The sequence below is a fragment of the Kitasatospora sp. NPDC048662 genome (assembly GCF_055587065.1).
The window spans coordinates 390,597-408,550 of record NZ_JBVJHA010000006.1 but is presented as its reverse complement, the minus strand read 5'-3'; the positions used below and the strand labels follow the sequence as shown (position 1 = coordinate 408,550).

General features: G+C 74.9%; 22 protein-coding genes. 4 read left to right on the top strand and 18 right to left on the bottom strand.

Annotated elements, in window-relative coordinates; translation table 11 throughout:
- Positions 1 to 80 precede the first annotated feature (80 nt).
- Positions 81 to 323, bottom strand: a complete 243-nt coding sequence (locus tag ACZ6R9_RS20095; RefSeq protein ID WP_380482706.1) for a hypothetical protein — start codon at positions 321 to 323, stop codon at positions 81 to 83.
- A gap of 763 nt (positions 324 to 1,086) precedes the next feature.
- Here ACZ6R9_RS20095 and ACZ6R9_RS20090 point away from each other — a divergent pair.
- Positions 1,087 to 2,244 carry an AI-2E family transporter gene (locus ACZ6R9_RS20090; RefSeq protein ID WP_465539317.1) on the top strand — a complete coding sequence of 386 codons (1,158 nt, stop codon included), beginning with the start codon at positions 1,087 to 1,089 and terminating at the stop codon, positions 2,242 to 2,244.
- 283 nt (positions 2,245 to 2,527) lie between these two features.
- Here the strand turns inward: ACZ6R9_RS20090 and ACZ6R9_RS20085 are convergent, their stop codons facing one another.
- Complete coding sequence (locus ACZ6R9_RS20085; protein ID WP_380482702.1) at positions 2,528 to 3,214, bottom strand: HAD family hydrolase; 687 nt, start codon at positions 3,212 to 3,214, stop codon at positions 2,528 to 2,530.
- 205 nt (positions 3,215 to 3,419) lie between these two features.
- Between ACZ6R9_RS20085 and ACZ6R9_RS20080 the strand changes: the two genes are divergently transcribed.
- Both ACZ6R9_RS20080 and ACZ6R9_RS20075 read left to right on the top strand, forming a co-directional pair.
- Positions 3,420 to 4,001 (top strand): DUF6328 family protein, encoded by a 582-nt coding sequence (locus tag ACZ6R9_RS20080; protein ID WP_465539314.1) that lies wholly within the window; start codon positions 3,420 to 3,422, stop codon positions 3,999 to 4,001.
- A complete protein-coding gene (locus ACZ6R9_RS20075) occupies positions 3,988 to 4,998 on the top strand; it encodes an SDR family oxidoreductase (RefSeq protein WP_465539312.1) in 1,011 nt (336 codons plus the stop codon). The genes ACZ6R9_RS20080 and ACZ6R9_RS20075 overlap by 14 nt, the downstream gene beginning before the upstream one ends.
- 99 nt (positions 4,999 to 5,097) lie before the next feature.
- On the opposite strand, the gene ACZ6R9_RS20070 is transcribed toward ACZ6R9_RS20075, so the two are convergent.
- The 7 genes from ACZ6R9_RS20070 to ACZ6R9_RS20040 form a co-directional block, all read right to left on the bottom strand.
- Positions 5,098 to 5,307, bottom strand: a complete 210-nt coding sequence (locus ACZ6R9_RS20070; RefSeq protein ID WP_380482696.1) for a CsbD family protein — start codon at positions 5,305 to 5,307, stop codon at positions 5,098 to 5,100.
- Positions 5,300 to 5,701, bottom strand: coding sequence for a hypothetical protein (locus tag ACZ6R9_RS20065; protein WP_380482694.1), 402 nt, complete (start codon positions 5,699 to 5,701; stop codon positions 5,300 to 5,302). Before ACZ6R9_RS20065 ends, ACZ6R9_RS20070 begins: the two co-directional genes overlap by 8 nt.
- Before the next feature lie 65 nt (positions 5,702 to 5,766).
- Positions 5,767 to 6,900 (bottom strand): enolase C-terminal domain-like protein, encoded by a 1,134-nt coding sequence (locus ACZ6R9_RS20060; RefSeq protein ID WP_465539309.1) that lies wholly within the window; start codon positions 6,898 to 6,900, stop codon positions 5,767 to 5,769.
- Positions 6,897 to 9,233: a GMC family oxidoreductase gene (locus tag ACZ6R9_RS20055; protein WP_465539307.1), complete on the bottom strand. Its 2,337-nt coding sequence runs from the start codon at positions 9,231 to 9,233 to the stop codon at positions 6,897 to 6,899. The genes ACZ6R9_RS20060 and ACZ6R9_RS20055 overlap by 4 nt, the downstream gene beginning before the upstream one ends.
- Positions 9,234 to 9,236: 3 nt before the next feature.
- Positions 9,237 to 9,734 (bottom strand): hypothetical protein, encoded by a 498-nt coding sequence (locus tag ACZ6R9_RS20050; RefSeq protein WP_465539305.1) that lies wholly within the window; start codon positions 9,732 to 9,734, stop codon positions 9,237 to 9,239.
- 5 nt (positions 9,735 to 9,739) lie between these two features.
- Positions 9,740 to 11,536 carry a thiamine pyrophosphate-requiring protein gene (locus ACZ6R9_RS20045; protein WP_465539303.1) on the bottom strand — a complete coding sequence of 599 codons (1,797 nt, stop codon included), beginning with the start codon at positions 11,534 to 11,536 and terminating at the stop codon, positions 9,740 to 9,742.
- 282 nt (positions 11,537 to 11,818) lie between these two features.
- Positions 11,819 to 12,163, bottom strand: a complete 345-nt coding sequence (locus ACZ6R9_RS20040; protein ID WP_465539392.1) for a TetR family transcriptional regulator C-terminal domain-containing protein — start codon at positions 12,161 to 12,163, stop codon at positions 11,819 to 11,821.
- Here ACZ6R9_RS20040 and ACZ6R9_RS20035 point away from each other — a divergent pair.
- On the top strand, positions 12,048 to 12,593 hold the full coding sequence (locus ACZ6R9_RS20035; RefSeq protein ID WP_465539301.1) for an alpha/beta fold hydrolase: 546 nt from the start codon (positions 12,048 to 12,050) through the stop codon (positions 12,591 to 12,593). The two genes, ACZ6R9_RS20040 and ACZ6R9_RS20035, sit on opposite strands and share 116 nt — an antisense overlap.
- 64 nt (positions 12,594 to 12,657) lie before the next feature.
- On the opposite strand, the gene ACZ6R9_RS20030 is transcribed toward ACZ6R9_RS20035, so the two are convergent.
- The 9 genes from ACZ6R9_RS20030 to ACZ6R9_RS19990 form a co-directional block, all read right to left on the bottom strand.
- The gene (locus ACZ6R9_RS20030; protein ID WP_465539299.1) at positions 12,658 to 14,523 is read right to left on the bottom strand and encodes a complex I subunit 5 family protein; all 1,866 of its coding nucleotides are present in this window, start codon (positions 14,521 to 14,523) and stop codon (positions 12,658 to 12,660) included.
- 4 nt (positions 14,524 to 14,527) lie between these two features.
- Positions 14,528 to 14,872, bottom strand: coding sequence for a sodium:proton antiporter (locus tag ACZ6R9_RS20025; RefSeq protein ID WP_380482681.1), 345 nt, complete (start codon positions 14,870 to 14,872; stop codon positions 14,528 to 14,530).
- On the bottom strand, positions 14,873 to 15,610 hold the full coding sequence (locus ACZ6R9_RS20020; protein ID WP_465539297.1) for an MnhB domain-containing protein: 738 nt from the start codon (positions 15,608 to 15,610) through the stop codon (positions 14,873 to 14,875).
- Positions 15,607 to 15,873, bottom strand: a complete 267-nt coding sequence (locus ACZ6R9_RS20015) for a Na(+)/H(+) antiporter subunit B (protein WP_380482677.1) — start codon at positions 15,871 to 15,873, stop codon at positions 15,607 to 15,609. The genes ACZ6R9_RS20020 and ACZ6R9_RS20015 overlap by 4 nt, the downstream gene beginning before the upstream one ends.
- A complete protein-coding gene (locus tag ACZ6R9_RS20010; RefSeq protein WP_465539294.1) occupies positions 15,870 to 16,175 on the bottom strand; it encodes a cation:proton antiporter in 306 nt (101 codons plus the stop codon). The genes ACZ6R9_RS20015 and ACZ6R9_RS20010 overlap by 4 nt, the downstream gene beginning before the upstream one ends.
- The gene (locus tag ACZ6R9_RS20005; protein ID WP_465539292.1) at positions 16,172 to 16,453 is read right to left on the bottom strand and encodes a monovalent cation/H+ antiporter complex subunit F; all 282 of its coding nucleotides are present in this window, start codon (positions 16,451 to 16,453) and stop codon (positions 16,172 to 16,174) included. The genes ACZ6R9_RS20010 and ACZ6R9_RS20005 overlap by 4 nt, the downstream gene beginning before the upstream one ends.
- Positions 16,450 to 16,899, bottom strand: a complete 450-nt coding sequence (locus ACZ6R9_RS20000) for a Na+/H+ antiporter subunit E (RefSeq protein ID WP_465539290.1) — start codon at positions 16,897 to 16,899, stop codon at positions 16,450 to 16,452. Before ACZ6R9_RS20000 ends, ACZ6R9_RS20005 begins: the two co-directional genes overlap by 4 nt.
- Positions 16,900 to 17,033: 134 nt before the next feature.
- Complete coding sequence (locus ACZ6R9_RS19995; protein ID WP_380482669.1) at positions 17,034 to 17,270, bottom strand: hypothetical protein; 237 nt, start codon at positions 17,268 to 17,270, stop codon at positions 17,034 to 17,036.
- Between the two features lie 5 nt (positions 17,271 to 17,275).
- The gene (locus ACZ6R9_RS19990; protein ID WP_380482667.1) at positions 17,276 to 17,599 is read right to left on the bottom strand and encodes a plasmid stabilization protein; all 324 of its coding nucleotides are present in this window, start codon (positions 17,597 to 17,599) and stop codon (positions 17,276 to 17,278) included.
- Positions 17,600 to 17,954: the final 355 nt, after the last annotated feature.

Below are 17,954 nucleotides of genomic sequence, written 5' to 3'. Positions count from 1 at the left end.
GTCCGGTCGGTCCGGTCGTGGCCGTCGGTCGGTGCGCCAGTGCGTCGGTCGGTCCGTTCGTCGGGCCGTTGGTCGGTCGGTCAGTCCGTGCTGGCGATCTCGATGCAGGCCAGGTCGATCTGGTCGGCGAGCTGGCGGACCAGATCGGCGAGCGCCGAGGCGGTCACCGGGTCGAGCTCGTTGTCGTCACGGCCCGCCCACTCCTGCCACTCCTCGGGCAGCGCCCGCAGCAATCGGACCACCTGCAGGGCGGGAATGGCCAGATCGCCGGAGAGTCCGCAGATCACCGGAACGCTGAGCTGCCCCATGGTGTCCACCTCCATCTGCCGTGCAATTCCTCCCCTTTTGTGCTTATCCGACTTCTGCCCGGGAGTGGGCGGCGGAAACGGCTACGGCGACGGCGACGGAGCGGGGCGCGGACGGCCGCAGCGGCGGTGACTGGTGCCACACAACGGACAGCGGACAGCGGCGGCTGCGGCGGGCAGGTGCAGATGGCGACCACCGGCCGGTCGCAGTGCAGTGTGGTTCCGTCCGGCAGCAGCAGCTCCACCGGGCCGTCGATCAGCACCGGCCAGCCGCGATCGGTCAGCCGGACCCGCGGGGCGGGCCGCTCACGGAGTCGGCGGCGGACACCGCGCACCACCGGCAAGTCCTCGGTCCGGTCATCCGGTTCGATCAGGCCGAGGTCCTCGCAGCACTGCGCCCGGGCGGTCATCACCGGGCCACCAGGGTGGCCCGAAGGGCAAGCAGTTCCGGCGACCACTCCCAGCCGTCGTCCACGTCCGCGTACCCGTGACCGGCTGCTTCCTCCGTGTGTCCTGCGCCGCCCGTCCCGAAACGGGTCGGGCCGACGGGGCAGCGGCGGCAGCCGGGGACGGACGGTGGGCGGGCAGAGGGCTCCGGCGGGCCGCGTGCGGGGGAGGACGGCCCGGGGCGGAGGTGGGGAGCGGGGGGCTGGAGGTGGTCGGTGGTGGCCGGTGGTGCGGTCGGGCGTGGCTGCGTTGCGTGCGCTGCGAAAGCCGACCGGGGCGGCGAGGCTAGGGGTGGCGCGGCCGGGCAGACGCGGCGGCCGGAGGAGGGACAGTGATGCCCGGACGCACAGGCGGTCGGCGGGACGGCAGGACCCGTGCGCCGCTCGGCAGTCGGCCGGCCGGACCGCGGCGGCGGGCGGCGCTCGCACGTGAAACCACCGTTCCGGTGCGGCCGACCGGGCTGGAACGGGTGGCCGGGCGCGCCTGGCGGCTGCTGGCCGTCGCGGTCGCCGGGTACGCCGGGTACCTGATCGTCAGCCGGCTGCTGCTGCCGGTGGTGGCGGTCTTCGTCGCGCTGGTCGTCACCGCCGTGCTGCGCCCGCCCGTCGACCTGCTGGCCCACAGGATGCCGCGCGCGCTCGCGGTGCTGCTCACCGTGCTGGGCTCGCTGGTGCTGCTCGCCGGGCTGGGGACGCTGATCGCGGTGGTGGTCCGTTCTCAGTCCGGGCAGCTCGGCGGCCAGGTGCGCGGTGGGCTGGACCGGCTGGAGCACTGGCTGGAGGGCCCGCCGTTCCACGCCCGGGCCGGCACCCTCGGCGACCTGCGGCAGCGGTTCGGCCAGTTGCTCAGCACCCACCGGCAGGCCGTGCTGTCCACGGCCGTGACCGGTGCGGGCTGGGTGGTCGAGGCGGTGGCCGGCGGTGCGCTGGCGCTGTTCTGCGCGGTGTTCTTCACGTTCTCGGGCGAGCGGATGTGGGGCTGGGGGACCTCCCTGCTGACCACTCGCACCGGCAGTGTGTGGCGGCGGGCCGGCCACGCCGCGTGGCGTACCTTCGCCGGCTACACCCGGGGCCTGTTCCTGGTCGCGGGCACCAACGCCGTCCTGGTCGGCGTCGGACTGGCTGCGCTCGGTGTACCGCTCGCGGTGCCGCTGGCCTTCCTGGAGTTCGTTGCGGCGCTGATCCCGCTGATCGGTTCACCGATCGCGCTGGCCATCGCCTCGCTGGTCGCGCTCGCCACCAGGGGGCCGGTGACCGCGCTGGTGGTGCTCGCCATGATCGTGGTGATTGGCCAGCTGGAGGGCCACGTCCTGCACCCCCTGGTGATGGGCTGGGCGGTGCGCCTGCACCCCGTCGCGGTCGCCCTGGCGGTCGCCGTCGGAGGCACCCTCGGCGGGATCGTCGGCGCGGCCGTCGCAGTGCCGGTGCTGTCGGTGGGGTGGGCGGTGTTCCGCGAGCTGCGCGCACCGGGAAGTGGGTCGGGCGGCGGTTGAGGGGCGTGCGGCAGCGGCTTGCGTGCGCCGAGCGCGCGAGAAGTGGTCAACGAGAGCCGGGCGCGCAGGTTCGGCCCCGTCATGCGCCCCGCGCGTGACCCGCCAGGACGACCGGCGCCGGCGGTTGGCCCACGGCGGCCGACCGGGCCCGGCAGATCGGGCCCGGCAGATCGGGCCGAGGCCGACGGGCCCTATGCGGCGTTCACCGGGCGTCCGCCCCGGGCCGGGCCCTATGCGGCGTTCACCGGGCGTCCGCCCCGGGCCGTCCGCCGCCGTGCGGCGTTCATCGGGCGTCCGCCCTGGGGCGGGCCAGCACGCTGTCGTCCAGCGAATCGAGCAGCTCGCCGACCGAGGCGTGCACCTCCAGTGCGCCCGCGGCGCGCAACTCGTCGCCGGCGAAGCCGCCCGTCTCGACGGCCACGCACGGTGTGCCCGCGCGATTCGCGGCGCGCACGTCCCAGACGCTGTCGCCCACGAAGATCGCCCGTTCGGGGGGCGCCGAGGCCCGCTCCAGGGCGGTGCGCACCAGGTCGGGGGCCGGTTTGGAGGCCGACACCGAATCCGCGTCGGTGAACGCGAAGACCGCCTCGTCCGCGTCCAGCACCGCCCGCAGCACGTCGAGTTCACGGCCCGAGGCGGAGGTGCACAGCACCACCCGCCAGCCCCGTCCGGCGCAGGCACGCAGCAGGTCCGCGGCGCCGTCGAAGGCCCGCAGGCCCGGCCAGTGCTGGGCGTACAGGGCGAGGTGGGCGGCGGCGATCGCGTCGTCCTCCGAGCGGTCCCGGCCGTCGCCCAGCAGGTGGGCGAGCAACTGGTCGGAGCCCATGCCGATGGCGCGGTGCACCGGTGCGGCCGCCAGCCGGTGGCCGTACTGCCTCAGGGCCTCCCACCAGGCGAGGGTGTGCAGGTACGCGGTGTCCACCAGAGTGCCGTCCACGTCGAACAGTGCGGCTGCCGGGTCCACTGCCATGGCGTCTCCTCCTCGGGGCGGTCCGGGGTCCCGCCGGAGCCGTTCCGGCGCGTCGGCCCGTCTACCCCCGTCGCCCGCCCCCACACGCCGCACCGGTCGGACCGGCCGTTTCCGGGTCCGGCGTCGCAGACAGACGTGAGCGCGATCTGACCGGCCGTTTCCGGGCCCGGCGCTGCGGACAGACGCGAGCGCGAAAGGAGCAACGATGACGCCCGAGGACGGCAGGGGCCGGCACGAGACCCCGAACGAGCGCGCGGACCGGCGCTGGACGGAACTGCTCCAGGAGGTCCGGGTGGCGCAGACCGGTGCGCAGATCCTGTTCGGCTTCCTGCTGAGCGTGGTGTTCATGCCGCGTTTCGCCACCCTCTCCACCTTCCAGCGCGACCTCTACGTGGTCACGGTCGTGCTCGGCGGCCTCGCCACCGGCGCCCTGATCGCCCCCGTCGCCTACCACCGGCTGCTGGCCGGCCGCCGCCTCAAACCCGAACTCGTCGACGCCACCGCCCGCGTGGTCACCCTCGGCGTGGTGCTGCTCGCACTGACCATCGGCTCGGCGCTGCTCCTGCTGTTGAACGTCGCCCTCGGCGCCCCGGCGGCCGGGCTGATCGTCGCCGGGGTGATGGTCTGGTTCGCGCTGTGGTGGCTGCTGCTGCCGATGCTGCTGATCCGGCGCAACGGACACTTCCACCACCCGCAGGACGACGCCCCGCAGGACGACGCGGACGACGACCACGGCCGGGTTTCCGCCGCCCCCGGACGGTCAGACGCCCGCCATGACAACCAGTGAACCCCGCACCGTCGTGATCACCGGCGCCTCCGCAGGCATCGGACGCGCCGCGGCCCGCGCCTTCGCCGCCCGCGGCGACCGGGTGGCCCTGCTGGCCCGGGGCCGCGCCGGACTGGACGCCGCCCTCGCCGAGGCCCGGGAGGCCGGCGTCCGGGCGGTGGCGATCACTGTCGACCTCGCCGACCCGGAGGCCGTGGAGCGCGCCGCCGAGAGCGTCGAGCGCTCCCTCGGGCCGATCGACATCTGGGTCAACGCCGCCCTGGCGTCCGTGTTCGCGCCGTTCATGGAGATCAGCCCGGCCGACTTCCGCCGGGTCACCGAGGTCTCCTACCTCGGCTACGTGTACGCGACCCGCGCGGCGCTGCGCCGGATGCTGCCCCGCGACCGCGGCAGCGTGGTGCAGGTCGGCTCGGCGATCGCCTACCGCGGCATCCCGTTGCAGAGTGCCTACAGCGGCGCCAAGCACGCCCTCCAGGGCTGGCACGAGGCGCTGCGCTGCGAATTGCTGCACCAGGGCACCGCGGTGCGCTGCACCATGGTGCAGCTGCCCGCCGTCAACACCCCGCAGTTCGACTGGGTGCGCTCCCGGCTGCCCCGCCGAGCCCGGCCGGTCGCGCCGGTGTACCAGCCGGAACCGATCGCCCGCGCGATCCTGTACGCCGCCGACCACCCGGGCCGCCGGGAGTACCGGGTCGGCGCGTCCACCGTCGCCACCCTGCTGGCCAACGCGGTCGCCCCCGGGCTGCTGGACCGCTACCTGGCCCGCACCGGCTTCGACGCCCAGCAGACCGAACAGGACAGCCCACCCGGCGCCCCTGACAACCTGTGGACCCCGCAGGACGCCGTCACCGACCACGGCGCTCACGGCCGCTTCGACGACGAGGCGCACGCCCACACCCCGCAGGCCTGGGCCGACCGCCACCGCGTCCCGCTGGCCGCTGCCGCGCTGCTCACCAGCGTCGTCCTCGGCGCTGGCCTGCGCCGCCGCCGAGGCTGACCGGCACGATCGAGCCGGTCGCAGACCGACGCGCCCGCCCGCCCCCGACAGATCGTCCTGATCGTCGGGGGCGGGCGGGCGGGCGTGCGGGCGTGCGGGTCAGTGTTTGAAGGCGCCCTTGACCCGGTCGGTGCCCTCCTTGATCTTGTCCTTCGCCCGGTCGGCGGTCTGCTTGGTCTGGGCCTCGGTCTGGTCGGCGCGGCCCTCGTGCTCCAGCCGCTCGTTGCCGGTGGCGGAGCCGGCCTTCTCCTTGGCGGCGCCGGCGGCTTCCTCGGCCCGGTGCTTGATCCTGTCGGAGGCGTCACTCATGAGGGTGCCCCTTCTCGCGATGGTCAGTGGGTGAAACGGCTGCCCGGTCGCTGCGCGCCGGTGGACGGGTCGCGGTGCCCGTGCCCAGCGGATCGGCGGTGCCCGAGCTCGGTGGACCGGCGGTGCGGCCGACGGTCACCGGCCCACCGGCGGCGGCCGTGCGGACGTAGCGATGGCGCCGGTGCAGGCCGCTGCGGATCAGAAGCAGACCGGCGCAGAAGATCAGCGTCAGGGCGATTCCGGCGAGGAACGCGCCCAGGGTGCTGATCGTGGCGATGTGCTGGCCGAGCACCGTCACGCCCGTCTCGGGTCCGCCGCCCAGGTTGTCGGCGATCAGCAGCCCGGCGAACGCGCCGGATGCGGCGAACAGGAGGAGTCCGAGCAGCAGCAGCATGGGTCCTGTCCTTTCGCTTGCTCCGTTGCTCCGTTGCATGCGGCGTCTGCCCCGTGGCCCTGCGCTCAATCGGCGGGCAGGGTCCAGGCGGCCGTCAGGTGGGACTCGGCCCGCTCGGTGGCGAGGTGCAGCCCGTGGCCGGAGGCGTCGGACGCGCCGGGGGTGACGGTGCCGCCCGTGGGGTCGAGGACGCCGTCGAACAGCAGTGACTCGACCCGGACGTGGTCGTGGAACCACTCCAGGTGCCGCACCCCGGGCCGGGCCGCCGCGGCGTGCGCGTGCACGTGCGGCGCGCAGTGCGCGGACAGCGGCACCCCGGCGGCCTCGGCGACGGTGGCGGCGCGCAGGAAGCCGGTGAGGCCGCCGCATCGGGTGGCGTCGGCCTGGAGGCAGTCCACGGCGGGCGCGAGGCGGGCGAAGTACCGGGGTTCGTCGCCGTACTCGCCGGCCGCCACGTCGGAGGAGACGGCGGCGCGGACGGCGGCCAGGCCGGGCAGGTCGTCGGACGGGACGGGTTCCTCGAACCAGGTCACCCCGTCCTCGGCGAAGGCGTCGGCCAGCCGGATCGCCTGCTTGGCGGTGAACGCGCCGTTGGCGTCCACGTAGAGCGCGGTGCCGGGGCCGATCGCGTGCCGGGCGGCGGCGATCCGCTCCAGGTCGCGTTCGGGGCGGGTGCCCCATGCCTCGCCGATCTTGATCTTGACGCGGGGGATGCCCTGACGGTCGGTCCAGCCGCGCAGTTGACGCTCCAGCACCCGGTCCGGGTAGCTGGTGAACCCGCCGCTGCCGTACACCGCCACCGGCCGGGACCGCCCGCCGAGCAGGCGCACCAGCGGCAGGCCGAGCAGCCGGGCCGCCAGGTCCCACAGCGCGACGTCCACGGCCGACAGCGCGTACGTGCCGGCGCCCGGGCGCCCCGCGTTGCGCAGGGCGCGGCGCATCGCCTCGTAGGCACCGGCGGTGTCGAGCGCGTCCCGGCCGAGCACCGCGGCGGCCAGCGGTTCGCGGACCAGCGCGGCCGTGGCCGGCGCGCCGTACGTCCAGCCGAGGCCGGTGGCGGGGCCGCAGTGGGCCTGCACCAGCACCAGGGTGGTGGTGTGCCAGGAGAAGGTGCCGTCGGCCTCGGGACGGTCGGTGGGGACGGTGTACACCCGCACCGTGAGGCGATCGACGGGGAACTCGGGCCGACGGCTCGTCATGAGGCCTCCGCGGGGGTGCGCAGGCCGCTGCGGGCGCCGGCGGCGAGAACGGACGCCGCCCGGTCGACCAGGGCCATGATGGTGAGCGCAGGGTTGGCCGCGCCCTGGGTGGGCAGCACGCTGCCGTCGGTGATCAGCAGGTTCGGCACCGCGAAGCTGCGCAGGTCCCGGTCGACCACGCCGTCCTCGGGGCGGGTGGCCATCCGGCAGCCGCCGACCAGGTGTGCGTACCGGTCGATGGTGATCACCTCGCTCGCCCCGGCGGCGGCCAGCAGGGCCTCCATCACGCCGCGGGCGGCGGCGATCAGTCGGCGGTCGTTGTCGCACTGCGAGTACGCGAAGTGCGCGACGGGCAGCCCGTGCCGGTCCTTCTCCTCGGCGAGGGTGACGCGATTGCCGGGTTGCGGCAGCAGTTCGGCCATCGCGCCGAGCGTCGCCCAGTGCACGTAGTCGGACAGGTACTGGCGCAGCTGCGGGCCCCAGTGGCCCTGGGCGACCACGTGTTCGGCCCAGGTGATGGGCAGCGGCGAGATGTTCTGGATGGTGAAGCCGCGCCGGTAGGGCTTGGCCGGGTCGGTCTCGTAGAACGCCTCGGTGGAGACCTCCGGCGGTGGCGCCTTGTACATCCGGATCTCCTGGTCGAAGCGGCCGGAGGTCTGCGGCGCACCCTGCACCATGACGTACCGTCCGACCTGGTCGTGGTCGTTGCACAGGCCGTGCGGAAAACGCTTTCCCGTTGAGTTGAGGAGCAGCCGGGGCGTCTCGATCGCGTACCCGGCGACGGCCACGGTGCGGGCCCGCTGAAGGTGTTCGCGGCCGCCGCGCAGGTAGCGCACGCCGCAGGCCAGGCCGTCGGGGCCGAGTTCGACGGCGGCCGCCATCGCGTCGGCGCGGATCTCCACGCCGTGCGCGAGCGCGTCCGGCAGGTGGGTGATCAGCGGGGAGGCCTTCGCGTTGACCTTGCAGCCCTGGAGGCAGAAGCCCCGGTAGACGCAGTGCGGGCGGCGGCCGAAGCGGCCGTTGGAGATCGCCACCGGTCCGACCCGGGCCTCGATGCCGAGTGCCGCCGCGCCGCGCAGGAACACCTCGCCGTTGCCGCCCACCGGGTGCGGCGGGTGCGGGTAGGCGTGCGGTTCGCCCCACGGCCAGTACTGTCCGGCGACGGGCAGTTCGGCCTCCAGCCGCCGGTACGGTTCGCGCAGGTCGGCGTAGTCCAGCGGCCAGTCCACGCCCACGCCGTCCCGGCTGTACGTCTCGAAGTCGGACGGGTGGAAGCGCGGCGTGTACCCGGCGAAGTGCACCATCGAACCGCCCACGCCCCGGCCGGAGTTGTTCGATCCCATCGGCACCGGGTCGCGGCCCGCCAGCACCCGCGGCTCGGTCCAGTACAGGTGGTGCGAGCCGTACTCGTCGCTCACCCAGTCCCGCAGCGGGTCCCAGAACGGCCCGGCCTCCAGCACCACCACCGACCAGCCGGCCCGGGCCATCCGCTGGGCGAGCACCGAGCCGCCGGCGCCGCAGCCGACGATCACCAGGTCCACCTCGTCCTCGTCGTGGAACATCCGCATGCGGTCGAGGAGTTGACGGTCGAAGCCGAGTCCGCCGGGCGGCAGCAGCCAGGCGGAGGCGTTGCGGCGGCGCACCGAGCGCTGCCGGCGGGTGGTCTGCCGGAGCGTGGCCAGCGCGGCCTTCGCCTCGCTGTGCCGGGCGGGGTCGGTGACGGCGGGCAGCGGCGGCGGATCGGGCTTCTGGGCGTCCGGTGCCCGCGGGTGCGCGTCGGCGACCTCCCACGGTTCGCGGCGGCCGATGCCGAGCCGGGCGTAGCCGGACGGGAACGCGGGGCCGCCGAAGCCGATCTCGTCCCAGGCGTTCGGGTGGCTGTAGTAGGCGGTGCAGGCGTAGCGCGTCCACAGGCTCCACACGTGCCTGGCGGGCCAGCCGTGCCAGCGGTGTGCGCGGCGCACCTTCTCGACCAGGCCGGTCTGTTGGCGCTCCGTCAGCTCGGCGAAGGCGGTGCGTCCGGGCAGGGCGCGGGCGTCCTCGTCCAGGGCGCGCATCGTCTCGGGCCAGGCCCGGTCGTCGGGCGGCAGGTCGGCGTAGTGCCAGCCGTCGGTCTCGCGCTCGGCGAGCCGGGCGTCGATCATCGGCAGCAGGTCGACCGGCGGATCGTCGAGCAGCCGGTTCAGCAGGGCGCGGGCGCAGGCCTCCTCGGCGGGGGAGAACAGCCGCAGCGGTGGTCGGGGGCCGGCGACCCGGGCGGTGACGACGGCGGCGGTCACCGGGTCCCAGTGCCGGCGCCGGTCCAGCGAGCGATGGCCGGGGAACCGTTCCATCGCTCAACTCCCGTCCGTCGAAAGGGCGGTGTCCTCGCGGCGCAGCACGGCGGCGACCAGGCCCAGGCCGCCGACCATGCCCATCAGCAGCGGTGCGAACAGCGGCGGGCCGGTCTCCAGGTTGAACCGGGCCATCCGCCACCCGCCGGGCTTCTCCAGCAGCCCGCGCAGGTGCAGCCAGAAGCCCTGCACGCCGTTGGCGGCGACGGCGGCCGACACCACGGGCAGCACGGTGCGCGCGGCCCGCTCGTCCACGGCGCCGGCCACCCCGGCGGCGGCGCCGACCGGGCCGAGCAGCACCGGCCACCACATCATCCGGTTGCCGAAGCCCGCCCGGTCGTGCTCCAGGTAGATCTCGGCGGCGGTCACCAGCGATCCGCCGGCGGTGGCCAGCGCCAGCGAACGCTGGAACCGGCCGGTGCGCAGGGCCTCCAGGGCGGTGGCCGGAAAGGACGTGGCCGGAAAGGACGTGGCCGCTGGCGCACCGGCTGCCTTCGTCACCGTCCTCACCGGCTTCCGGAACGGTGCGGCAGCAGTTCGGCGAGCTTGGCGCGCAGGCCCCGCTTCACCACGGCGGCGCGGTCGCTGTCGCCGCGCAGCACCGACTCGGCGGCGTCCTTGATCTGCGACCACTCGGCGTGCGGCGGGATCGGCGGCACCGCGGGGTCGGTGCGCACGTCCAGCACGCACGGCCGGTCGGCGGTCAGCGCCCACTCCCAGGCGGCGTGGACCTTCTTCGGCTCCTCGACCCGCAGGCCGCGCAGGCCGACGGACTCGGCGAAGTCCGCGTAGCGCACGTCGGGCAGCGACTGCGAGGGCAGGAACTGCGGGGCGCCCTGCATGGCCCGCATCTCCCAGGTGACCTGGTTGAGATCGCCGTTGTTGAGTACGCACACCACCAGCCTGCGGTCCGTCCACTGCTCGAAGTACCGTGCGACAGTGACGAGTTCGGCCATGCCGTTCATCTGCATCGCGCCGTCGCCGACGATCGCCACCACCGGCCGGTCCGGGTGGGCGAACTTGGCGCCGATCGCGTACGGCACGCCCGGGCCCATGGTGGCGAGGGTGCCGGACAGCGAGCCGCGCATGCTGCCGCGCATCCGCAGGTGCCGGGCGTACCAGTTGGCGGCCGAGCCGGAGTCGGCGGCCACGATGGCGTTGTCGGGCAGCAGCGCGTCCAGGGCGTGCACCAGGTACTCGGGGTTGATCGGGTCGGCCGGGACCTTCGCCCGCGCCTCCATCACCTGCCACCAGCGTTCGGTGCTCTTCGCGATGCCCCGCTGCCAGTCGCGGTCCTTCTTGCGGCGCAGCAGCGGCAGCAGCCGCGACAGGGTGTCCGCGGAGTCGCCGACCAGGTTGACCTCGTACGGGTAGCGCAGCCCGACCATGAACGGGTCCGCGTCGATCTGCACCGCCCGGGCCTTCCCGAACTCCGGCAGGAACTGGGTGTACGGGAAGCTCGAACCGACGGTCAGCAGGGTGTCGCAGTCCCGCATCAGCTCGTACGAGGGCCGGGTGCCGAGCAGCCCGATCGAGCCGGTCACGTACGGCAGGGTGTCGGGCAGTACGTCCTTGCCGAGCAGTGCCTTCGCCACTCCCGCGCCGAGCAGGTCCGCGGCCTGCTCCAGCTGCGGACGGGCGTGCCGGGCGCCCTGGCCGACCAGCATGGCGACCTTCGTGCCGGCGTTCAGCACCTCGGCGGCCCGGTCCAGGTCGGCGTCCTCGGGCACCGGCCGGGAGTGCGGGAGCCCGAGACTGGACGGCACCATCTTGAACGCGTGCTCGGGGGCCTGCTCGGCCAGTTCCTGCACGTCCGCCGGGATGATCACGGCGGTGACGGTGCGGTACAGCGCGGCGGTGCGGATCGCCCGGTCGAGCACATTGGGCAGCTGCTGGGGGACCGTCACCATCTGGCAGTACGCGGACGCGACGTCCTTGTACAGGCTGAGCAGGTCCACCTCCTGCTGGTACGAGCCGCCCATCGCGGAGCGGTCGGTCTGCCCGACGATCGCGACCACCGGCACATGGTCCAGCTTGGCGTCGTACAACCCGTTCAGCAGATGGATCGCACCCGGCCCGGAGGTCGCCGCGCACACCCCCACCTCGCCGGAGAACTTGGCGAACCCCACCGCCTCGAACGCCGCCATCTCCTCGTGCCGGGCCTGCACGAACACCGGCTCGTTCCCGGCCCGCCCCCACGCCGCCAACAGCCCGTTGATCCCGTCCCCCGGGTACGCGAAGACCTGCTCCACCCCCCACTCCCGCAGTCGCCCCAACACCTGATCGGCCACGTTCCTGGACACGGGGACGTCCCTCCTTCAGACGCGAACAAACCTCTCCGCGCGTCTGGCCACTCATCCGGAACGGAAACGTCCGGCGCGCCCGCCGTGGCGCGGCCTCGATCGGGACCTCCCCGCGCGCGCCGTTCGGGAACCGTCCGCTCCGGGGCCGTGCCGGAGGTCAGCTCGCGCACATCACGACGGCGGTCAGCGTGGTGCGGCCGTTGCCGGTGGCGGCGACGCCGTCGGCCGTCCAGCCGACCGGGGGGCCGCCGGCCCGGCGGGGGCCATCCGGAGGGAGCGGGATCAGGGGGCGCGGAACAGGCGGGCGAGGTGGTGGTGCAGGACGGCGGTGGCGGCCTCGGGGGTGCGCTGGGCGAGCAGGACGCTGAGGCCGAGGCCGGCGGAGAGGGCGAGGAGGGCGACGGCCTCGTGGTGGGGGTCGGGGATGCCGGCGGCGGTGAGGTGGGCGACCAGGAAGGCTTCCATCTCGTCGGGGGCGGCCAGGAAGGGCTGCCCGGCGAGGGCCGGGTCGGTGACCGAGAGGACGGCGTACGCGGTGTGGACGAGGTGGAAGGTGCGGCTCTCCTCGTCGGTGGGGACCGCGTCCGGGCCACCGCCGCCACCCGCCCCGTTGGACCCGGGCGGGATCGAGAAGGTGCCGGTCCGGTTCTACTTCCACATGGTCGCGGGCCTGTTCGGCATGCTGGCCCCGCGCCGCCTGCGCCCCGCCCTCGCCCGCCTGCTCGCCAACCCCGCGCTGGTCGCCCCGCCCGAGATGCTCGCCCCGATGATGCTCGCCATGCGCACCTGGAAGCCCACCGGCCGCCCCGCCGCACCCCCGTTCACCGACGAGGAACTTCGCGCCGTCACCGTCCCCGCCCTCGTCCTGATCGGCGCCCGCAGTGCTCTGCTGCGCCCGCGCAGGGTGCTGGCCCGCGTCAACGCGCTGCTGCCGAACGTGCGGGCGGAGATGGTGGCGGGTGCGGGCCACGGGCTGACGCTGGAGTGCCCGGAGCTGGTCAACGAGCGGCTGCTGGCGTTCTTCGCCGCGACGGAGGCGGAGCGCGCGGCCGGTTGACGCCCCCTCGGCGCCGTTCGCCGCGACGGGGGAGGAGCGTGCGGCGAGTTGACGCCTCCTCGGTTCAGGCCAGGGCGGTGATCGCCGCGAGCAGGCCCGCCAGGCCGACCAGCAGCCAGGTGACGTAGTCGCCCAGCAGGCCGGAGTGGAGGCGGCGCAGGGCCCGGACGGTGCGGCGGGTCCAGGTGGGGGCGGGGAGCGGGCCGCGCAGGGCGCCGGCGGCGAGGGCGCTGGCGAGGGCGGTGGAGAGCAGGCCGAGCAGGACGCCGGCGGTGGTCCAGTCGGCGGGCGGGGAGGCCGGGGCGGGCAGGGCGGTGACGCCGCGCAGGACGGCGTCGAGGTAGCCGGGGCGGTCGGTGAACCGCGCGGCGGCGGAGGCGAGTTGACGGTCCAGCGGCGGGCACAGGCCGATCGCCAGGCAGCCGGCCAGCAGCAGCGCGGGGACGGCCAGGACGGGCGGCGGGAGCGGGCGGGTCGGGTCGCGGACCTCCGGCTCCTCGCCCTCGCCGGTGGTCTCCGGCTCGCCGGGCCGCTCGGACGGGTGCCGCCCCCAGCCGCCGAACACCCGGGCACAGGCCCGCAGTGCCGCGCCGCCGGTGACCGCCGACACCAGCACGTACAGGCCGGGCAGCCACCACGACCAGGCGCCGGCGGCGTCCTCCGCCAGTGCCTTGCCGAGGCCGGTGCCGAACGGCGGCAGCCCGGCCAGGGCCAGCCCGCCGAGCGCGAACAGTGCGGCGGCGAAGGGGAGTTGTCGCCCACGGCCGAACAGCCCGTGCTCGTCGACCGAGCCGAAGCGGTCCAGCAGGACGCCGCACAGCCCGAACAGCGCGGCCTTGCAGCCCGCGTGGCCGGCCAGGTACACCGCCGCGCCCGTCACCCCGGCGGGGGTGAGCAGCGCGAACGAGGCCAGGAACAGGCCGACATGACCGACCGTGGAGAACGCCAGCAGCCGCTTCAGGTGCCGCTGCTGCCAGCACATCACCGCCCCGACCAGCGCCGTGAGCACGCCCAGCGCGAGCAGCACCGGCCGCACCGCGTCCGCCGGTACCCCGCCGGGGCCGGCGAACACCGTCCAGAAAATACGCGCGGTCCCGTACACGCCGAGCTCCACCATCACGCCCGACAGCAGCATGCACACGGGGCTGGGCGCGACCGCGTGCGCGTCCGGCAGCCAGAAGTGGAACGGCAGGGCGGCGGCCTTCACCAGCGGCCCGGCCAGGACCAGGACGAACGCGCAGCGCACCAGCGCGTCCGGCGGGCGGGCGTCGAGGGCCTGCCCGAGCTGGGCCAGGCCGAGTTCGCCGGTGCGCGCGTACAGCAGGCCGATGCCGAGAAGCGAGCAGTACGCGGCCAGCGAGTTGACGATGCCGAAGGCCAGTGCGCCGTGCAGCGGCCGCGGGTCCTCGATCCGGTAGCCGGTCAGCGCGTACGCGACGGCGCCCATGAGTTCGAAGAACACGAACGCGTCGAACAGGTCGGCGGTGAGCGCGAACCCGCACATCCCGGCGGAGAACAGCAGCAGCAGCGCCGGATACACCCCGCCCTTCCGGCCGGTCGGCTCCTCGAAGTACCGCCACGAGTAGCCGACCACCGCCAGCACCAGCACGGCCGCGAGCAGCGCCAGCAGCACGCCGATCCGGTCCGCCGCCAGCACGATCCCCACCGAGGAGCCGCCCACCGGAGCCCAGCCGCCCAGCCAGGACACCGACACCCCGTCACCGGTGCCCACCCACAGGGCGACCAGACACAGCACCTGTGCCAGCGCGCAGCACCCGGCCAGCGCGTCCCGCGCGGTGCGCGGCAGCCACCGTCCGGCCGCCGCCAGCAGCGCCGCGCCCAGCAGCGGGACCGCGACGGACAGCGGCAGCAGCGCCGCCGCGTCCGGCAGCGGGGCGGACAGCGGCAGCGGCGTGGCGGCCCCCGGCACTCCGTCAGCCCCGCAGGCCGGTCAGCCGCTGCGGGTCCACCGTGCCGTGCCGCTTGCGCAGTTGAATCACCAGGGCCAGCAGCAGGGCCGTCACGGTGGCGCCCACCACCACGTCGGTCAGCGCCAACGCCTGCACCACCGGATCGACCACGGGCGTGTCCGTCGGCACGTCGGCGAAGACCGGCGCGGTCGCCCCCGCCCGGTAGCCGACCGCCAACAGCAGCACGTACGTGGACGACTGGCACACCGCCAGGCAGCCCACCGCATGGATCAGGTTCCGGCTGGTCACCAGCCCGTAGCAGCCGGCCAGCAGGATCCAGCCCGCCGCCAGGTACGCCAGGACGCCCATTCAGCCCTCACTCCGTTCCGCCGTCTCCACGGCCTGCTCCAGGAAGTGCGCCAGCAGCACGACCACCCCGCACGCCACCTCCACCCCGACCACCGCGTTCACCACCGCGACCAGCCCGCTCGACGCCAGCGTGTTGAACGTCCCCCACGGCAGCACGTTCTGCAGGTACGCCCCGCCCGCCGCCAGGCCCACCAGCCCGAGCGCCGCGAACGACCCGGCCGCGACCGCGTCCGCCACGTCCAGCACCGCCAGCGGCCGCAGCCGGCGCAGCGCCCGGTAGTCCGCGGCGACGTACGCCAGGTGCAGACCGGTCGCCAGCACCACGCCGCCCTGGAAGCCGCCGCCCGGGCTGAGCGCCCCGTGCGCGACCAGGTACACGCCGGTGAGCAGCGTGAACGGCAGCAGGCCCGCCCCGAGCAGCCGGGTGCTGGGCAGCACCCGGGCGGGCTCCGGGCGGCGGTGGTGCTCGTCCCGGGCCAGGCGCAGCAGCAGCGTCGCGCCGAGCACCGACGCGAACAGGATCGACTCCTCGCCGAGCGTGTCGAACGCCCGCTGGTCGAAGTTGACGGAGGACACCGCGTTCGCCGTCCGGTGCGCCAGAGCCGCCGCCACCGCCCTCGTCCCGTACGGGTGCTGGTCGCCGCCGAAGACCGGCAGGCGCAGCGCGGCGGCGGTGAACGCGGCCGCGAGGCCGGCCGCGGCCGGGGCGAACAGGGCGAGCCGGACGGCGGGTCTCACCGCCGCTCCCGGTCGCCGGGCTCGTCGTCCTGTCGGCGGCGCACCTTGCGGACCGTCAGCAGGATCAGCAGCGGCGTGATCGCCGTGCCCACGCCGAGCTGCGACAGGGCCACGTCCGGCGCCTGGAGGGTGGTGAACAGGAACGCCAGGGCGAGGCCGAGACCGGCCAGCACCACGGCCTGCCGGGCCGGGTCACGCGTCAGCGCGGCGAGGGTGGCGAACGCGGCGGTCAGTGCCAGCGCGACGGCGATCAGGCCGGTCACCGGGGATCCTCCTCCCGCGACGGGTCCTGATGGACCGTCAGGCGACCGATCGCCATCGTGGTGACCGGGCCGGTCGTCAGCACCAGGGCGCCGATCAGCAGCAGCTTCAGCGCGACCCGGCCCGGCCCGGTCTCCACCGCCACCGCCGCGGCCGTCAACGGCACCCCGAGGGTGCTCGCCACCGACAGTGCGTGCAGCCGCAGGTAGCGCCCCCGCAGCCGGGCGAACGACGCCCCCGCGAGCAGCAGCGCCGCGCACCCGGCGGACAGCAGCGCCAGCGCCGCAGTGTGACGCCCCGTCACCCGGCCTCCTCGTCGGTGGTCTCGTGGTGCGGATCGCCCGCCAGCAGTCGGGTGAACACCAGCGTCCCGGCCGGGGCGAGGACGGCCGACACCAGCGCCAGGTCGCCGTAGGAGGGACGGTTCAAGCCCTGCGAGAGGAGCAGGAACAGCGCCGTCACCACGGGGCCGGCCAGCGCCACCGCGGCGAGCCGCTCCTCGGGCGCGCCGATCGTGCAGCGCCACAGACAAGGTGCGAGGACCGCGGAGTCGAGGGCTGCGGCCACCAGCCAGGCGCTCACCCTCGACGGCCCGTCAACGCCCGCTCCAGCATTCGGGGTTCGTCCGCCAGGACGTGCACCCGGGCCGGGTCGGCGGCCACCGCGTAGCCGCCCGGGGTCGCCGAGTACAGTGCCAACGCCCAAGCGGCGCCGGTGCGTTCGGGCAACGGCAGGTCACGGAAACCAGGACGGGCGAGGGACGGGCGCAGCGTGAGGACGGCGAGCCGCCAGGTGTCGGCGAGCACCGAGAACGGCCAGCGCCACAACGCCGGCCACAGCCCCGCCGCGCCGCCCGTGCGCGCACCGGAGGACCGGCGGGCGGGGCGGGCGGCAAGCGCACCGAGCAGTGCGGCCAGCGCTCCCACCAGCAGCTCCAACGGGTCGACGGTGGAGATCAGCACGGTGTACAGGCCGCACAGCACGACCCACCACAGGGTCGTCTCGGCCACCGCCGTCCACCACCGCATGTGCCTCTCCCCGTCCTCTCCCCGTCCGGTCGCTGCCCGGTCCCGCAGGACGCTAGCGGTGCCCGGCCCGCCGGGCCCGGCTCCGCGCCGCCGTCCGGCGGCGGGCCTCACCCGATCGGGTCAGCAGGGCCCGGCTACCCGCCGGGTGGGGGAGTGGCGGGCTGGGGTTCGGGTTCGGGCGTGGGCTCCGGGCCGGGCGGGGCGGGGCTCGGCGGCTGCGGCTCGCCCGGGACGGGCGGGGAGATCGGCGGGTCCGGGTCCGGCGGAAGCGGCGAGGGGCCGAGCGGGCCGGGCGGATCGGTCGGGCGCGGGGGGCTGTCCGGCGGTTCGGGCGGCCGCACGTCCGGGTCGACCGGAATCGGCATCGTCATTCTGATCACCGCCCCAGGGCGTTCTCCAACTGGTGCTTGTTCATCTTCGAACGGCCCTTGATGCCACGCTGCCGGGCCTCGTTGTACAGCTGGTCCTTGGTCGGCCCCTGCGCCCCGCTGTGCGACCGCTTGCCGCCGCGGTGGCCGGAGGAGACGTCCTTCACCGAGGTGCGCGAGGCAGTCCGGCTCTCGCCGTGCCGGGCACGTTCCTTGTTGACGGTCCGCGCGGCGATTTCCTCGGCGCGCTTCTCGCTGGTGCCGCGCTTCAGTTGGCTCTCCTTGATGTGTTCGTACTGGCGCTCCCGCTTGGGGCTCGATCCGGCAGGCATGACCGCTCTCCTTCCGTTGCCGGGGGGTCACGCCGACGCATACCCGGATCAATCGGGGCGAATCCGATTCAAACGCGGCCGATCGGGTACGAGTGGGGCGTCGCATCGAGCGCGCGCCCGGTGCGGCCGACCCGCAAGGTCGCCAGCCACGGCATGCGAGCCGCGTGCCGGGAGCCGTCACCTGAAGAAGCCGGGTACCACGGTTCTCCGCCCGCCTCTCCGCCGCCCCGCGCGGCCGCCGACCGTCCGACGCCCCCGTCCGACGCCCGGCGGACCGCCCGCCCGGGGCGACGCAGCGGGCCCACGCCGTCCCCGGGAGATGACTCCCAGTGACCACCATGACCCCACGCCACCC